The sequence below is a fragment of the Serinicoccus shuyuelongi genome, assembly GCF_045032955.1.
In the GTDB taxonomy this organism is placed as follows: Bacteria; Actinomycetota; Actinomycetes; order Actinomycetales; family Dermatophilaceae; genus Ornithinicoccus.
Window position 1 is genome coordinate 820,519 of the sequence record NZ_JBJFZU010000002.1, and the last position, 14,509, is coordinate 835,027.

General features: G+C 72.1%; 13 protein-coding genes. 8 read left to right on the forward strand and 5 right to left on the reverse strand.

What is annotated here, in order from left to right; translation table 11 throughout:
• Nucleotides 1–9: 9 nt before the first annotated feature.
• On the reverse strand, nt 10–708 hold the full coding sequence (gene trhA, locus ACI3EY_RS04145) for a PAQR family membrane homeostasis protein TrhA (protein ID WP_405039508.1): 699 nt from the start codon (nt 706–708) through the stop codon (nt 10–12).
• Nucleotides 709–786: 78 nt separating this feature from the next.
• On the opposite strand from trhA, the gene ACI3EY_RS04150 reads away from it, so the two are divergent.
• From ACI3EY_RS04150 to ACI3EY_RS04165, 4 genes are all read left to right on the forward strand, one after another.
• The gene (locus ACI3EY_RS04150; protein WP_405035874.1) at nt 787–1,551 is read left to right on the forward strand and encodes an isoprenyl transferase; all 765 of its coding nucleotides are present in this window, start codon (nt 787–789) and stop codon (nt 1,549–1,551) included.
• Nucleotides 1,552–1,772: 221 nt separating this feature from the next.
• Nucleotides 1,773–3,149: a PhoH family protein gene (locus ACI3EY_RS04155; RefSeq protein ID WP_405035875.1), complete on the forward strand. Its 1,377-nt coding sequence runs from the start codon at nt 1,773–1,775 to the stop codon at nt 3,147–3,149.
• 233 nt (nt 3,150–3,382) lie between these two features.
• On the forward strand, nt 3,383–4,333 hold the full coding sequence (locus ACI3EY_RS04160) for an aggregation-promoting factor C-terminal-like domain-containing protein (protein ID WP_405039509.1): 951 nt from the start codon (nt 3,383–3,385) through the stop codon (nt 4,331–4,333).
• Nucleotides 4,334–4,402: 69 nt separating this feature from the next.
• Entirely contained in the window at nt 4,403–5,203 is an 801-nt protein-coding gene (locus tag ACI3EY_RS04165) for a DUF1206 domain-containing protein (RefSeq protein ID WP_405039510.1), read from the forward strand.
• A 42-nt stretch (nt 5,204–5,245) separates the two neighbouring features.
• Here ACI3EY_RS04165 and coaA read toward each other — a convergent pair whose 3' ends face one another.
• A complete protein-coding gene (gene coaA / locus ACI3EY_RS04170) occupies nt 5,246–6,202 on the reverse strand; it encodes a type I pantothenate kinase (protein ID WP_405035878.1) in 957 nt (318 codons plus the stop codon).
• 95 nt (nt 6,203–6,297) lie between these two features.
• Here coaA and glmS point away from each other — a divergent pair, with 95 nt between their 5' ends.
• The 4 genes from glmS to ACI3EY_RS04190 are packed head-to-tail and all read left to right on the forward strand — an operon-like array spanning nt 6,298 to nt 10,571.
• The gene (glmS, locus tag ACI3EY_RS04175) at nt 6,298–8,157 is read left to right on the forward strand and encodes a glutamine--fructose-6-phosphate transaminase (isomerizing) (protein ID WP_405035879.1); all 1,860 of its coding nucleotides are present in this window, start codon (nt 6,298–6,300) and stop codon (nt 8,155–8,157) included.
• Between the two features lie 30 nt (nt 8,158–8,187).
• Entirely contained in the window at nt 8,188–8,565 is a 378-nt protein-coding gene (locus ACI3EY_RS04180; protein ID WP_405035880.1) for a holo-ACP synthase, read from the forward strand.
• 1 nt (nt 8,566) lies between these two features.
• Nucleotides 8,567–10,102 carry a bifunctional ADP-dependent NAD(P)H-hydrate dehydratase/NAD(P)H-hydrate epimerase gene (locus tag ACI3EY_RS04185; RefSeq protein WP_405039511.1) on the forward strand — a complete coding sequence of 512 codons (1,536 nt, stop codon included), beginning with the start codon at nt 8,567–8,569 and terminating at the stop codon, nt 10,100–10,102.
• Between the two features lie 10 nt (nt 10,103–10,112).
• Nucleotides 10,113–10,571 (forward strand): VOC family protein, encoded by a 459-nt coding sequence (locus tag ACI3EY_RS04190; RefSeq protein ID WP_405035882.1) that lies wholly within the window; start codon nt 10,113–10,115, stop codon nt 10,569–10,571.
• Between the two features lie 2 nt (nt 10,572–10,573).
• On the opposite strand, the gene leuA is transcribed toward ACI3EY_RS04190, so the two are convergent.
• From leuA to leuC, 3 genes are all read right to left on the reverse strand, one after another.
• Nucleotides 10,574–12,316, reverse strand: coding sequence for a 2-isopropylmalate synthase (gene leuA / locus ACI3EY_RS04195; protein ID WP_405039512.1), 1,743 nt, complete (start codon nt 12,314–12,316; stop codon nt 10,574–10,576).
• Between the two features lie 165 nt (nt 12,317–12,481).
• Nucleotides 12,482–13,081 (reverse strand): 3-isopropylmalate dehydratase small subunit, encoded by a 600-nt coding sequence (gene leuD / locus ACI3EY_RS04200; RefSeq protein WP_405035884.1) that lies wholly within the window; start codon nt 13,079–13,081, stop codon nt 12,482–12,484.
• On the reverse strand, nt 13,081–14,508 hold the full coding sequence (leuC, locus tag ACI3EY_RS04205; RefSeq protein WP_405035885.1) for a 3-isopropylmalate dehydratase large subunit: 1,428 nt from the start codon (nt 14,506–14,508) through the stop codon (nt 13,081–13,083). The genes leuD and leuC overlap by 1 nt, the downstream gene beginning before the upstream one ends.
• Nucleotide 14,509 lies beyond the last annotated feature (1 nt).

The following is a 14,509-nucleotide window of genomic DNA, read 5'->3' on the forward strand; positions in this document are numbered from 1 at the left end:
CGACCGCGGTCAGGCCGCCGGGGGCCCGGTGACGCTGAGGTAGGCGGCCCCCCAGTGCGCTGCGAAGGCGGCGACGGTGAAGGCGTGGAAGACCTCGTGGAAGCCGAACCACCGCGGCGAGGGGTTGGGGCGCTTGGTGCCGTAGACCACGGCGCCCAGCGTGTAGAGCAGTCCGCCGGCGGCGATGAGGACGACGACCAGCGGGCCGCCGTTGTTCCAGAACGGCACCATGAAGAAGACGGCCACCCAGCCCAGCGCGATGTAGACGGCCGTGTAGAGCCAGCGCGGGGCGCCCACCCAGAAGACGCGGAAGAAGACCCCGGCCAGCGCGCCTCCCCAGACCGTCCAGAGCAGCAGACGGGCCTGTCCCTCGGGCAGCAGCATGACCGCGAAGGGGGTGTAGGTGCCCGCGATGATCACGAAGATGTTGGCGTGGTCCCAGCGCTTGAGGATGCGCGCCGTCCGCGGGCTCCACCGGCCCCGGTGGTAGACCGCGGAGGTGCCGAACAGCAGCACCGCCGAGATGCCGAAGACCACGGCCGCGGTGCGGGCCGCAGTGCCCTCGGCGAGCACCACCAGCACCGCCGAGGCGGCGACCGCGAGCGGCACCATGCCCAGGTGCAGCCACCCGCGAAGGTGCGGTTTGACCTGCTCCACGACGCTCGCGAGCGGGCTGCCATCCCCGGGCACGGGCGCTCTCCTCGTCATCGCCCCAGCGTAACCTACGCAACCGTAGGTTACGCAACCGTAGGTTTCGGGGCGGGCGGTCACCGGTAGGTTGGCCCCATGCAGACGCCTCGGGACCTGGTCTACCGGGCCTACACCTCCTCCCTGCGTCGGCATCTGCCCAGCGAACGGCTGCCGCGGCACATCGGGGTGATGCTTGACGGCAACCGCCGGTGGGCCCGGCGACGGGGAGCGGCCTCGGCCGACGGGCACCGCGCCGGTGCCGAGAACATCGCGCCCTTCCTCGGTTGGTGCGAGGAGGCGGGCGTCGAGGTGGTCACCCTGTGGCTGCTCTCCACCGACAACCTCAACCGGGCCGCGCCCGAGCTGGAGCCGTTGCTGTCCATCATCGAGCAGGTGGTCGTGGACCTCGCCGCCGCGGGGCGCTGGCGGATGCAGGTGGTCGGCGCCCTCGACCTGCTGCCCGAGGACACCGCGCGCCGGCTGACCGAGGCCGCCGCCCGCACCGAGGAGGTCGACGGCATCGCCGTCAACGTGGCCATCGGGTACGGCGGCCGCCGGGAGATCGCCGACGCCGTGCGCTCGCTGCTCCAGGACGCCGCCGGCAAGGGGTCGACGCTCGAGGAGCTGGCCGGCACGGTCACCGTCGAGGACATCGCCGCACACCTCTACACCCGCGGCCAGCCCGACCCCGACCTGGTGATCCGCACCTCGGGCGAGCAGCGCCTCGGTGGCTTCCTGCTCTGGCAGAGCGCGCACAGCGAGTTCTACTTCTGCGAGGCCTACTGGCCGGATTTCCGCAAGGTGGACTTCCTGCGCGCCCTGCGCGCCTACGCGGAGCGCGAGCGCCGATTCGGCAGCTGAGCGACACGCCGCGGTATGCCGTGGCGTCGCCGGTGCGGCGGCATACCGTCGAGGCAGACGCGGAGCATCCCGCCCCGCCTCTCGGGAGGCCCACCACATGCAGCGCATGCGTGCACGGGGGAGGGCCGGCACCGGCACCCACCCTCGTGGTGCGGCCCGGTCCCGGCCAGTCCACCGCCCAGCCGCGTAGCCCGCCGGCACGCGTCTGACAGGGAGTGAGCATGAGCAGCAGCCCGAGCACCCGGTCCACCGACCTGCTGGACCAACGGTCCGTGACCCCCTTCGACGCCCTGCCGGACACCGGCCGCAAGACGTACGTGCTGGACACCTCCGTCCTGCTCTCCGACCCGCGGGCGCTGCTGCGCTTCGCCGAGCACGAGGTGGTGCTCCCGGTGGTGGTGATCACCGAGCTGGAGGGCAAGCGGCACCACCCCGAGCTCGGCTACTTCGCCCGGCAGGCGCTGCGGATGCTGGACGACCTGCGGGTCAACCACGGCACCCTGAGCGAGTCCATCCCGGTCGGTGAGGCGGGGGGCTCGCTGCGCGTCGAGCTCAACCACAGCGACGTCACCTCCCTGCCCGCCGGGTTTCGGCTGGGTGACAACGACACCCGCATCCTGGCGGTCGCCGCGAACCTCGCCGGGGAGGGGCGGGACGTCACGGTGGTCAGCAAGGACCTGCCGATGCGGGTCAAGGCCTCCGCGGTCGGGCTGGACGCCCAGGAGTACCGGGCCGAGCTCGCGGTCGACAGCGGCTGGACCGGGATGGGCGAGATCGAGGTCGACGACGAGCAGATGCGCCAGCTGTACGACCTGGGTCGGCTGGAGCACCCCAGCGCCCAGGAGCTGCGGATCCACACCGGGCTGACCGTCCTCGGACCCTCCGGCAGCGCGCTGGCCAGGGTGGCCCCGGACCGCACCATCCGGCTGGTGCGCGGGGACCGGGACGCCTTCGGCCTGCACGGGCGCTCGGCGGAGCAGCGGATCGCGTTGGACCTGCTGCTCGACCCGGACGTGGGCATCATCAGCCTGGGCGGTCGGGCCGGCACCGGCAAGAGCGCGCTCGCCCTGTGCGCGGGTCTGGAGGCCGTGATGGAGCGGCGGCAGCACCGCAAGGTCATCGTCTTCCGCCCGCTCTACGCCGTGGGCGGGCAGGAGCTGGGATACCTGCCCGGGTCCGAGAACGACAAGATGGGCCCGTGGGCCCAGGCGGTCTTCGACACCCTCGGCGCGGTGGTCTCCAAGGAGGTCGTCGAGGAGGTGCTCGACCGGGACATGCTCGAGGTGCTGCCGCTGACCCACGTCCGCGGGCGCTCGTTGCACGACGCCTTCGTGATCGTCGACGAGGCCCAGAGCCTGGAGCGCAACGTCCTGCTGACCGTGCTGTCCCGGATCGGCCAGAGCTCCCGGGTGGTGCTCACCCACGACGTCGCGCAGCGCGACAACCTGCGGGTGGGACGGCACGACGGCGTGGCGGCGGTCATCGAGGCGCTCAAGGGGCACCCGCTCTTCGCGCACATCACGTTGACGCGGAGCGAGCGGAGCCCGATCGCTGCTCTGGTCACGGAGATGCTGGAGGGTAACGAGGGGTTGTTGTGACGGATGTGGCGCACAAAGTCTCCTGAGGCGTGAGTTCGTGCTGAAGTGTGACGTTCGCCACTCTCGGGGGTGAGGGTTTGACGCCACCGGTGCAGGCCGGGCACGGTGGAGTGGAAAGATCACGATGTGGTAACGCCGTGCGCCCGAGCGTGTCGTCCCGACACGTGTCCCCCTGACGTCGGGCTCCCTGTCTGTCCTACGGCGGCCGCCTGCCCAGTGAGGAAGTTTCCCCCATGAGCCCTGCCCCGAAGACGGACGCCACCGCGCGTCGCCACGCCCGCGGTCGCCGGATGTCCCCGGCCGCCACCGCGGTGACCGCCTCGATCGCCGCCGGGTCCCTGGCACTCGCGACGTACGCCGCCACCGCCGGTTCCGGCACCTCCGAGGACTCCACCGCGGACCTTCGCGCCTCGGTCGGCCAGTTCTCCCCGACCGTCGCCGCGGATGCCGTCGCCGCCCTCAGCACGACCGCCGCCACCGAGTCCACCGGCATGTTCGCCGAGGCCCGTGAGCTGCGCGCCCAGCAGGCCGACGAGGCGCTCGGGGTCTCCACGGGCATCCTCGGCGAGAGCGTGTCGACCCTGCGCGAGCAGTCCGACGAGATCTCCCGCGAGATGGCCGCCGAGCGCGCGGCGGAGCGTGCCGCTGCCGAGAAGGCCGCGGAAGAGGCTGCTGCCGAGCGCGCCGCCCAGGAGGCTGCTGCAGCGGAGACCGCCGCCGAGGAGGCTGCTGCCGAGGAGGCCGCCGCCGCCGAGCGCGCCCAGCAGGAGGCCGCCGACCGGGTCGCCGCCGAGGAGGTCGCCTCGCGCTCCACCGCCCGTGAGGCCGCTCCCGCACCGGAGCCCGAGCCTGCCCCGGCCCCTGCTCCCGCCCCGGCACCCTCCGGCGACCCGCGCTCCATCGCGCAGTCGATGCTGGGCAGCTACGGCTGGGGCCAGGACCAGTTCGGCTGCCTGGACTCGCTGTGGCAGAAGGAGTCCGGCTGGAACCCCAGCGCCACCAACCCCAGCTCGGGTGCGTACGGCATCCCGCAGTCGCTGCCGGCCAGCAAGATGGCCAGCGCCGGGGCCGACTGGCAGACCAACCCCGCCACCCAGATCTCGTGGGGCCTGACCTACATCTCGGGCCGCTACGGCAGCCCCTGCAGCGCCTGGGCGCACTCGCAGGCCAACAACTGGTACTGAGCCCCACCGCTCCACCGTCCTGACGTACCCCCGGTCGCCCAGCGGCCGGGGGTACGTCACAGTAGGGCGGTGAACGACATCGTCGACGAGGGCGCCCGCGCCGCCCGACAGGCCACCAACCACCGCTGGTTCGAACGGGTCGCCCGGCTGGGGTTCGCCGGCAGCGGGCTGATCCACCTGCTGATCGGCTGGATCGCGGCGCGGGTCGCGCTCGGGGGTGGTGGCGAGGCCGACCAGGGAGGAGCGCTGGCCGCGGTCCGGGAGGCCCCTGCCGGGGGCGTACTGCTCTGGGTCTGCGTCGTCGGCTTCGCGACGCTGGCGATCTTCCAGCTGGTCGAGGGCGTCCTCGGCGGGCCCGACCTCACGGACCGGCTCAAGGCCGTCGGCAAGGGCATCCTCTACGCCGCGCTCGGGGTGACGACCTTCACCTACGCGCGGGGCGGGAGCAGCGACAGCGGGGAGAGCACCACCGACCTGACCGCGACGTTGCTGCAGGCGCCGCTGGGCCGGTGGCTGGTGGCCGCGGTCGGGGTCGCGGTCGCGGCGGTCGGCGCCTACCACGTGTTCAAGGGCCTCACCCACCGCTTCCTGGAGGACCTGCGGTCCTCCGGCGGTGGCGACCTGGGCCGGGCGATCGTCGTCACCGGCACCCTCGGGTATGCCGCCAAGGGGGTCGCCCTGGTCGTGCTGGGCGGGCTCTTCGGGGTGGCGGCCTGGCGGGCCGACGCCGACGAGGCGGCCGGGCTGGACGCTGCCCTCAAGGCCCTGGCAGAGCAGCCCTTCGGCACCGTGCTGCTGCTCGCGGTGGCCCTCGGCCTCATCCTCTTCGGCGTCTACAGCGTCATCCGGGCCCGCTACGCCCGGATGTAGGGGCGGGTGTCCCTGCGCGGTGGTGCCCGTCCGTGGTGACGGTCAGAGGCGGCGCAGGCGCACCCGGTCCACGCTGTGGTCGGCTCCCTTGAGCAGCACCAGGGTGGCCCGGCTCCGGGTGGGTCGGATGTTCTCCATCAGGTTGGGTGCGTTGATCGCGTCCCAGATGTTCTCGGCGATGTCCACGGACGCGTCGTCGCTCAGCGAGGCATACCGGTGGAAGTGCGAGTCCGGGTCGGCGAACGCGGTCCTGCGCAGCTCGAGGAACCGCTCCACGTACCACTTCTTGATGTCGCCGACGTGGGCGTCCACGTAGACCGAGAAGTCGAAGAAGTCGCTGACCGCCATCCCGGTCCGACCATTCTCGTCGGCCCGCGGCGGCTGCAGCACGTTGAGCCCCTCCACGATGAGCACGTCCGGCCGCCGGACCACGGTGCGCTCCTGCGGCACGATGTCGTAGACCAGATGGCTGTAGACCGGGGCCGAGACCTCCGCCTTGCCGGACTTCACCTCGCTGACGAAGCGCAGCAGGCCCCGCCGGTCGTAGGACTCGGGGAAGCCCTTGCGAGCCATCAGGTTGCGCCGCTCGAGGACCTCGTTGGGCAGCAGGAAACCGTCGGTGGTGACCAGGTCGACCTGGGGCTGCCAGTCCCAGCGGGAGATCAGCTCGCGCAGGATGCGTGCGGTGGTCGACTTGCCGACCGCCACGGAGCCGGCGACGCCGATGATGAAGGGTGTCCGCTCGTGCCGCTCGTCCAGGAAGTCGCTGGTGACGTGGTGCAGCCGTTCGGTGGCGCGCTCGTAGAAGGAGAGCAGGCGGCTGATCGGCAGGTAGACCTGCTCGATCTCGGCCAGGTCCAGCCGCTCCCCGAGGCCGCGCAGCCGCTCGACGTCGTGCAGGTCCAGCTGCATGGGGTGCTCCTCGCGCAGCCGGGCCCAGTCGTCGCGGTCGAGCTCGACGTAGGGGGAGGGCAGGCCGGCGTTGCCGTGGGAGGACATGTCGGCATTCTGCCAAGGCGTCGTCGGGGGCGCGCGCGAGGCCGGTGCCGTGGCGCAGGCGGGGATACCGTCCGGACCCCCGTAGGCTTGCCCCCATGTGTGGAATCGTCGGTTACGTCGGCCCGGTGACGAGCGAGAAGGCCCTCGGGGTCGTGATGGAGGGGTTGGGGCGGCTGGAGTACCGCGGCTACGACTCCGCCGGGGTGGCCGTCGTCGACGGTGACGCCGTCCGGACGCGCAAGCGCGCCGGCAAGCTCAGCAACCTCGTCGCCGCCCTGGAGGACGCCCCGCTGGCGGACACCGCGACGGCCATCGGGCATACCCGGTGGGCGACCCACGGCGGGCCGACCGACGCCAACGCCCACCCGCACCGGGGTGGCGCCGACGGCAAGCTGGCCCTGGTGCACAACGGGATCATCGAGAACTTCCACGCCCTCAAGGGTGCGCTGCTCGAGGACGGGGTGAGCTTCACCTCCGAGACCGACACCGAGGTGGTCGCCCACCTCGTCGACCGGGCCTTCGCCCGGACCCAGGACCTGACCGAGGCGATGCGCGAGGTGGTCGGGACCCTGCACGGCGCCTTCACCCTGCTCGCGGTGCACGCCGACCAGCCGGGCGTCGTCGTCGGGGCCCGGCGCAACAGCCCGCTCGTGGTGGGTCTGGGCGAGGGGGAGAACTTCCTCGGCTCGGACGTGGCCGCCTTCATCGGCCACACCCGGCACGCCCTGGAGCTGGCCCAGGACCAGATCGTCACCATCACCCCGGACGGCTACACCGTCATCAACTTCGACGGCACCCCCAGCGACGGCAAGGCCTACGAGGTCACCTGGGACGCGGCGGCCGCGGAGAAGGGCGGCTTCGACACCTTCATGGAGAAGGAGATCCACGACCAGCCGCACGCGGTGGCCGACACCCTGCTGGGCCGCACCGACGCCGAGGGCAACCTCATCCTGGACGAGGTGCACATCCCGGTCGAGGAGCTGCGCGGCGTCACCAAGATCGTCATCGTCGCCTGCGGTACCGCGGCCTACGCGGGCATGGTCGCCAAGTACGCCATCGAGCGCTGGACCCGGATCCCGGTGGAGGTCGAGCTGGCGCACGAGTTCCGCTACCGCGACCCGGTCGTCGATGCGCAGACCCTGGTCGTCTCCATCTCCCAGTCCGGGGAGACGATGGACACCCTGATGGCGGTGCGGCACGCCAAGGAGCTGGGCGCCAAGACGGTGTCCATCTGCAACACCCACGGGTCGACGATCCCGCGCGAGTCCGACGCGGTGCTCTACACGCACGCCGGCCCGGAGATCGCGGTGGCCTCCACCAAGGCCTTCCTCGCCCAGATCACCGCCTCCTACATCCTGGGGCTCTACCTCACCTCGCTGCGGGGGGAGTCCTACGGCCGGGACGCCGCCGAGATCATGGCCGAGCTGCAGACCATCCCGGGCCACATCGAGCACCTGCTGACCACGATGGACCGGGTCAAGGAGATCGCCTACTTCATGGCGGACTCCCGCTCCGTGCTCTTCCTGGGCCGGCACGTCGGCTACCCGATCGCCATGGAGGGGGCGCTCAAGCTCAAGGAGCTCGCCTACATCCACGCCGAGGGCTTCGCCGCGGGTGAGCTGAAGCACGGCCCGATCGCGCTGATCGAGCCCGGCCAGCCGGTCTTCATCGTGGTCCCCTCGCCGGACAGCGAGCACGGGCTGCACGGCAAGGTCGTCTCCAACATCCAGGAGATCCGCGCTCGTGGCGCCCGCACCCTGGTGATCGCCGAGGAGGGGGACGAGGACGTGGTCCCCTTCGCCGACGAGGTCATCCGGGTGCCCAAGACCTCCCCGCTGCTGGCCCCGCTGCTGACCGTGGTGCCGCTGCAGGTCTTCGCCCTGGAGCTGTCCACGGCGAAGGGGCTGGACGTGGACCAGCCGCGCAACCTGGCCAAGTCGGTCACGGTCGAGTAGGCCGCCGGTGCTGCGGGGCGGTGGTGGCCGGTGATCGTCGGCGTCGGGATCGACGTCGTCGACATCTCGCGCTTCGCCGCCCGGCTGGAGGCGAACCCCCGGTTGGGGGAGCGTCTCTTCACCGAGGAGGAGCTCGGGCTGCGACCTGCGTCGATGGCGGCCAGGTTCGCGGCGAAGGAGGCGCTCGCCAAGGCGCTGGGCGCCCCGGTCGGGCTGCGCTGGACGGACGCCACCGTGGTGCGCGCCGGCGACGGTCGCCCGCACCTGCGCACCACCGGGACGGTGGCGGCGCGGGCGGCTCGGCTGGGCGTCGAACGCTTCCACCTCTCGCTCTCGCACGACGCCGGGATCGCCTCGGCGGTGGTGATCGCCGAGGGCGAGCCCGTCACCCTCGAGGAGGAGGACTGAGATGATCCAGGGGTATGCCGTCGCCGACGTGCGCGCCGCCGAGGACCGGGTGCGCGCCGGGCTCGAGGATGGCGAGCTGATGCTGCGTGCCGCCCGCGGACTGGCCGAGGTGGTCGCGATCCGTGCCCGGCAGCAGGACGCCGCCCGGATCGTCGTCCTGGCCGGTGGGGGTGACAACGGCGCGGACGCGCTCTACGCGGCTGGGATGCTGGCCGGCGAGCACGCGGTCGAGGTCATCGGGATCGCGACCGCCCTGCACGAACCGGCGGCAGAGGCGGTGCACCGGGCAGGGGTCAGCGTGCACCTGGTCGACCCCGAGGCGGACGCCGAGCTGCTGCCGCCGGCGGCGCTCGCGGCCCTCGCCGAGGCGGACCTGGTCGTCGACGGTCTGCTCGGGATCGGCGGTCGGGCCGGGCTGCGCGGGGCGATGGCCGCTGCCGTGCGGGCGGTGCCGGACGGCGCATACCTGCTCAGCGTGGACCTGCCCAGCGGTGCTGACCCGGCCGGCCTGGAGGCGCTCGGTGAAGCGGTCTTCGCCGACGAGACGGTGACCTTCTCGATGCTCAAGCCGGTGCACCTGCTGCCCGCGACCGAGCCGGCCGTCGGTGTCCTGACGGTGGTGGAGATCGGTGTCCGGATGGAGGTGCCCCCCGCGGTGGAGCGCCTGGAGCACACCGATGCCGCTGACCTCTGGCCGGTGCCGGGGCCGGCCGACCACAAGTACACCCGGGGCGTGGTGGGTGTCGTGGCCGGCAGCGAGGGCTACCCCGGTGCGGCCGTGCTGTGCGTCACCGCGGCGCTGGAGACCGGCACCGGGATGGTGCGCTACCTGGGGCCGCGCAGGGCGGAGGACCTGGTGCTGGCCAGCTGCCCCGAGGCGGTGCCCGGACCCGGGCGGGTGGAGGCAGCGGTGGTGGGGCCAGGGATCGACCCGCAGGGATGCGAGGAGCCCGAGTGCTCCGACGGGCAGGTGCAGAAGGTACGCGAGGCCCTGGACGCTGACACGGCTCTGGTCGTGGACGCCGGTGGTCTGCAGACCCTGGCGTTCTGGACGCGTCAGTCCGGCCGCGACGGTGTGCCGGTGGAGGGCAAGCTGCGCCGGCGCACCGCCCCCACGCTGCTCACCCCGCACGCCGGCGAGCTGGCGAGCTTCCTCAGCACCGTGGAGGAAGCACCGGTGACCCGTGATCAGGTGCAGGAGGACCCGGTCGGGCACGCGCGCCGCGCCGCCGCCCTGACCGGGGCCGTGGTCCTGCTGAAGGGCTCCAGCACCCTGGTCGTCGACCCCGACCCGGCCGTGCCGGTGCGGGTGCAGGCGGACGCCCCCGCCTGGCTGGCCACCGCCGGGGCCGGCGACGTGCTGGCAGGTGTCGCCGGCGCCCTGCTCGCCGCAGGCCTCGCGCCGCGGGACGCCGGGTCGCTGGCGGCATACCTGCACGGCCGTGCCGCGCACCGTGCCAACCCCGGTGGCCCGGTCCGGGCCCGTGCGGTGGCGGCCGCGATCCCCGCGACGGTGGCCGACCTGCTCGCTGTGTAGGTTGTCAGCCATGGAGCAGCGAGTTTCCCTGGTGACCCTGGGTGTCAGCGACCTCGAGCGTGCCCGTGAGTTCTACCGGTCCCTGGGCTGGACCCCCGGACCCTCACCGGAGCACATCGCTTTCTTCCAGACCGGGGGGATGGTGGTCGCGCTCTGGGAGCGGGCCGCGCTCGCCGTGGACTCCGGCATCGACATCGCGGACGACACCGAGGACACCCCGGGCAGCGGAGACACCTGGGGCGGCAAGCTGCTCGGCCTCAACGTCGCCAGCGCCGCCGAGGTGGACGAGCAGCTCGCCGACGCCCAGCAGGCCGGCGCCACCGTGCTCCGGGACCCCTGCACCCGCTTCTGGGGCGGCTACTCCGGGGTCTTCACCGACATCGACGGGCACGTCTGGGAGATCGCCTACAACCCGTACTGGACGGTGACCGAGGACGGCCGGACCCTGCTGGGCGACGGTCGCGGCTGAGCTCAGCCGGCGGGCCGGTTCAGCGCGCTGCAGACCGCGGCCAGTGAGGCCCGGATGGTGGAGGCGTTGATGCCGACGCCCCAGCGCACGGCACCGTCCACGGCACACTCGAGGTAGGCCGCCGCCAGCGCGTCCTCACCCGCCGAGAGCGCGTGCTCGGCGTAGTCCAGCACCCGGATGTCCAGACCCAGCGAGCCCAGGGCGTCGACGAAGGCAGCGATCGGGCCGTTGCCCTGACCGGTCACCTCGTGGTCCCGCCCGTCGACGCTGACCTGGGCCTCCAGCCGCACCTGGTCGCCCTCGACGTGCGAGCTGGTGAAGTCGTGCAGCACCACCGGGCCGCTCTGCTCCAGGTACTCGTGCTGGAAGGACGTCCAGATCTGGGCCGGGGTCATCTCCCCACCGGCGCTGTCGGTATGCCGCTGCACGGCGGCGCTGAACTCGATCTGCAGGCGGCGTGGCAGGTCCATCTTGCGCTCGGACTTCATCACGTAGGCGACACCGCCCTTGCCGGACTGGCTGTTCACCCGGATCACGGCCTCGTAGGTGCGGCCGATGTCCTTCGGGTCGACCGGCAGGTAGGGCACCTCCCAGCCGACGTCCGCGACCGGCGCCCCGGCCGCGGCGGCGTCCCGCTCCAGGGCCTCGAAGCCCTTCTTGATGGCGTCCTGGTGGCTGCCGGAGAAGGCGGTGAAGACCAGGTCACCGCCGTAGGGGTGACGCTCCGGGACCGGCAGCTGGTTGCAGTGCTCCACGGTGCGGCGCACCTCGTCGATGTCGGAGAAGTCGATCTGCGGGTCCACGCCCTGGGTGAACAGGTTCATCCCCAGGGTGACCAGGCAGACGTTGCCGGTGCGCTCGCCGTTGCCGAACAGGCAGCCCTCGATCCGGTCCGCCCCGGCCAGGTAGCCGAGCTCGGCGGCGGCCACCCCGGTGCCCCGGTCGTTGTGCGGGTGCAGCGAGAGGACCACGTTCTCCCGGTGGTCCAGGTGCCGGCTCATCCACTCGATCGAGTCCGCGTAGACGTTGGGGGTGGCCATCTCGACGGTGGCCGGCAGGTTGATGATGACCGGCTTGTCGGGGGTGGGCACGAAGACCTCCATCACCGCGTTGCAGACCCGGGCGGCGAACTCCAGCTCGGTGCCGGTGTAGGACTCGGGGGAGTACTCGTAGGAGATCTCGGCGCCGCTGGGCAGTTGCTCCTCGTACTTCTTGCAGGCCCGCGCACCACGCACAGCGATGTCGACGATCTCGTCCTCGGACGCGCCGAAGACCACCCGTCGCTGCAGCGTGGAGGTGGAGTTGTAGAGGTGCACGATGGCCTGCCGACACCCGGCGATGGCCTCGTAGGTGCGCTCGATCAGGTGCTCCCGCGCCTGGGTCAGCACCTGGATGACCACGTCGTCGGGGATCAGGTCCTCGTCGATGAGCATCCGCACGAAGTCGAAGTCGGTCTGGCTGGCGGCCGGGAAGCCGACCTCGATCTCCTTGTAGCCCATCCGCACCAGCAGCTCGAACATCCGCCGCTTGCGGTCCGGGGTCATCGGGTCGATCAGCGCCTGGTTGCCGTCCCGCAGGTCCACCGCGCACCAGCGCGGTGCCTGGGTGATGGTCCGGGTGGGCCAGGTGCGGTCCGGCAGGTCGACCGCCGGGAACGGGGTGTACCGGGCGAAGGGCATACCGCTGGGCTGCTGGGGGTTCGCGCGGACGACGTGGCTGCCGGCGGCGGGGGTGGTGACGCTCATCTGTCTGGCTCGCTTCTCGCTGGGGGCTGATGGTCCGGGGACAGCAGGACTCCGCAGCGAGGGCCGGACCTAGGTGGTCTCGCTGCGGCAGCCAAGAAGGAGCTGGTGCGTCATGCTCAGCACTCTAGCCCACACTCCTGACGCCGGGTCAACCCGCACCTTTCCTCAGTCCACCGCGGCGGTGACGACGGGCTTCCACGTCGGGCGCCGGCCCTCGAAGTCGGCGATGTCCTCGGCGTGCTGCAGGGTGAGCGAGATGTCGTCCAGCCCGTTCTCCAGGCGCCAGGCGACGTAGTCGTCGACCTCGAAGGGTGCGGTGACGTCGCCGCAGACCACGCTGCGCGCGGGCAGGTCGATGCTCACCTCGGTGCCCGGCTCGGCCTCCAGCTGCTTCCAGATCAGCTCCACGTCGCCCTGGTCGAGCTGGGCGGTGAGCAGTCCCTGCTTGCCGGAGTTGCCGCGGAAGATGTCGGCGAACTTGCTGGACAGCACGGCCCGGAAGCCGTACTGCTGCAGCGCCCAGACCGCGTGCTCACGGCTGGAGCCGGTGCCGAAGTCGGGACCGGCCACCAGCACCGACCCCTGGTCGTAGGGCGGCGTGTTGAGCACGAACGACGGATCCTCGCGCCAGCGGGAGAAGAGCCCCTTCTCGAACCCGGTGCGGGAGACCTGCTTGAGCCAGTGCGCCGGGATGATCTGGTCGGTGTCGACGTTGGAGCGTCGCAGCGGGACCCCGATGCCGGTATGCGTGGTGAACGGCTCCATCACAGCAGTGCCCCTTCCCGGGCGGTGGCGGGTTCCAGGTCGGCAGGGCCGGACAGGGTGCCGCGCACGGCGGTGGCGGCAGCGACCGCCGGGGAGACCAGGTGGGTTCTCCCGCGGGCGCCCTGACGGCCCTCGAAGTTGCGGTTGGAGGTGGAGGCGCAGCGTTCCTCCGGGGCCAGCTGGTCCGGGTTCATCCCCAGGCACATCGAGCACCCGGCGAGGCGCCACTCGGCACCGGCCTCGAGGAAGACCTGGTCCAGGCCCTCGGCCTCGGCCTGCTGACGGACCGCGTGCGAGCCCGGCACCACCAGCATCCGGACCCCGTCGGCGATGTGCCGTCCGCGGAGCACCTCGGCACCGACCCGCAGGTCCTCGATCCTGCCGTTGGTGCAGGAGCCGAGGAAGACGGCGCCGACGCCGATCTCCCGCATCGGGGTCCCCGCGTTCAGGCCCATGTACTCCAGCGCCCGACGGGCGGTGTCCTGCGCGTCGTCGTCCCCGGCGTCCGCCGGGTCCGGGACGGCCTGCCCCAGCTGCACCGACTGGGCCGGGTTGGTGCCCCAGGTGACGTACGGGGACAGCTGGCCGGCGTCGATGACGACCTCGGCGTCGAAGACGGCGTCGTCGTCGGTGCGCAGCTCCCGCCAGGCCTGCACCGCGGCGTCCCAGTCGGCGCCCTGGGGTGCGTGCGCCCGTCCCTGCAGGTAGCTGAAGGTGGTCTCGTCGGGGGCCACCATCCCGGCCCGGGCCCCGGCCTCGATGGACATGTTGCAGATCGTCATCCGTCCCTCCATCGACAGGGACTCGATGGCGGAGCCGCGGTACTCGAGCACGTAGCCCTGCCCGCCGCCGGTGCCGATCCGGTTGATCACCGCCAGGATGATGTCCTTGGCCGCGACCCCCTCGGGGAGCTCGCCCTCGACCGTGATCGCCATCGTCCGGAAGGGCCGCAGCGGGAGCGTCTGGGTCGCGAGTACGTGCTCCACCTCGGAGGTGCCGATCCCGAGGGCCAGCGCCCCGAAGGCGCCGTGCGTGGAGGTGTGGCTGTCGCCGCAGACGATGGTCATCCCCGGTTGGGTCAGCCCGAGCTCGGGGCCGATGACGTGCACGATGCCCTGGCCGCGACGGCCACGCTCGTGGTGCACGATGCCGAACTCGGCGCAGTTCGTGCGCAGGGCCTCGAGCTGGGTGCGGGAGGTGAGGTCGACGACCGGGCCGAGGGTGGTCGGCACGTTGTGGTCCTCCGTCGCCAGCGTCAGGTCCGGACGACGTACCGGCCGCCCGGCGGCGCGGAGACCGTCGAAGGCCTGCGGGCTGGTGACCTCGTGCACCAGGTGCAGGTCGATGTAGAGGAGGTCGGGCTCTCCCGGAACGGCACGCACGAGGTGCTGTGCCCAGAGCTTCTCGGCCATGGTCTGCCCGGTCATG

What these genes read in the sequence shown, in the direction of transcription:
- ACI3EY_RS04190 (WP_405035882.1), top strand. Translation starts at nt 10,113, where the DNA reads ATGGAGCAGCGAGTTTCCCTGGTGACCCTGGGTGTCAGCGACCTCGAG.
- ACI3EY_RS04160 (WP_405039509.1), top strand. Translation starts at nt 3,383, where the DNA reads ATGAGCCCTGCCCCGAAGACGGACGCCACCGCGCGTCGCCACGCCCGC.
- leuA (WP_405039512.1), bottom strand. Translation starts at nt 12,316, where the DNA reads ATGAGCGTCACCACCCCCGCCGCCGGCAGCCACGTCGTCCGCGCGAAC.
- glmS (WP_405035879.1), top strand. Translation starts at nt 6,298, where the DNA reads ATGTGTGGAATCGTCGGTTACGTCGGCCCGGTGACGAGCGAGAAGGCC.
- ACI3EY_RS04155 (WP_405035875.1), top strand. Translation starts at nt 1,773, where the DNA reads ATGAGCAGCAGCCCGAGCACCCGGTCCACCGACCTGCTGGACCAACGG.
- trhA (WP_405039508.1), bottom strand. Translation starts at nt 708, where the DNA reads ATGACGAGGAGAGCGCCCGTGCCCGGGGATGGCAGCCCGCTCGCGAGC.
- leuD (WP_405035884.1), bottom strand. Translation starts at nt 13,081, where the DNA reads ATGGAGCCGTTCACCACGCATACCGGCATCGGGGTCCCGCTGCGACGC.
- coaA (WP_405035878.1), bottom strand. Translation starts at nt 6,202, where the DNA reads ATGTCCTCCCACGGCAACGCCGGCCTGCCCTCCCCCTACGTCGAGCTC.
- ACI3EY_RS04150 (WP_405035874.1), top strand. Translation starts at nt 787, where the DNA reads ATGCAGACGCCTCGGGACCTGGTCTACCGGGCCTACACCTCCTCCCTG.
- leuC (WP_405035885.1), bottom strand. Translation starts at nt 14,508, where the DNA reads ATGACCGGGCAGACCATGGCCGAGAAGCTCTGGGCACAGCACCTCGTG.
- ACI3EY_RS04185 (WP_405039511.1), top strand. Translation starts at nt 8,567, where the DNA reads ATGATCCAGGGGTATGCCGTCGCCGACGTGCGCGCCGCCGAGGACCGG.